Annotated in this window: 1 protein-coding gene and 1 pseudogene; both read right to left on the bottom strand. The window is 65.7% G+C overall.

The features are described 5' to 3' along the window. On the bottom strand, nucleotides 1-385 hold a 385-nt coding region (locus tag LZA78_RS17520), incomplete at its 3' end, for an ACT domain-containing protein (protein WP_306798992.1). Nucleotides 386-540: 155 nt separating this feature from the next. Beyond that, nucleotides 541-836: pseudogene (locus tag LZA78_RS17515) on the bottom strand (bifunctional methylenetetrahydrofolate dehydrogenase/methenyltetrahydrofolate cyclohydrolase); the annotation flags it as partial.

Below are 836 nucleotides of genomic sequence, written 5' to 3'. Positions count from 1 at the left end.
CGACCTTCTGGTAATCCATGTGGTTCGAGATCACCGCCACGATGTCGATCGGCAGCGCGCCGATGCGCCAGCGGTAGAGCAGGTCGTTCAGGCAGTGGCCGAAGCGCGACACCATGATGACGACCTTCATCTTCTCGGATTCGTCATGGTATTTGTAAGCCATGTCGAAGGGCTTCGCGGTCTCGGCGAAGCCTTTTTGCAGCGCGGCCAGATCGGCGCCCTGCTCCGAGGTGAAGCTGACGCGCATGAAGAACTTGCCGGTCTGCGCGTCATCGAATTGCGAGCTGTCGGTGATGTTGCAGCCCTGGTCGGCGAGGTAATTGGCGATGGCGGCGACGATGCCCCGGGTCGAGGTGCAGGTCACGGTCAGGCAGTATTTGGTCATCTTGGTCTCCCGTCGGGGTTTTGGTCCGGCAAGGCCGGTCGGGCGCCTCTCCCTGAAGCGCCCGAGATGGGTTGTGTCGTCGAGCGGGTGAAACGCGCCCCGTGCGACTGGCCCTTCTGTCGGGGCTCTGGCACGGCGGGGCGCGGGAAATGGGTTCAGGCGGTCAAACCTTCGGGCTCTGGCAGGCCATTGGCGCGGCAGCAGGCGGTGAGCGTGTTGGCCAGCAGGCAGGCGATGGTCATCGGCCCGACACCGCCCGGAACCGGGGTGATCGCGCCCGCGACCTCGGCCGCCGAGGCGAAATCCACGTCGCCCACGAGCTTAGTCTTGCCGTCGCGCTCGATGCGGTTGATGCCCACGTCGATCACCGTCGCGCCCGGCTTGACCCAGTCGCCCGGGATCATCTCGGGGCGACCCACGGCGGCGACCAGAATATCGGCGCCACGGCACA

The organism is Rhodobacter flavimaris (genome assembly GCF_021378075.1).
Taxonomy (GTDB): Bacteria; Pseudomonadota; Alphaproteobacteria; order Rhodobacterales; family Rhodobacteraceae; genus Rhodobacter; species Rhodobacter flavimaris.
This window is presented reverse-complemented; position numbering and strand designations above follow the sequence as displayed.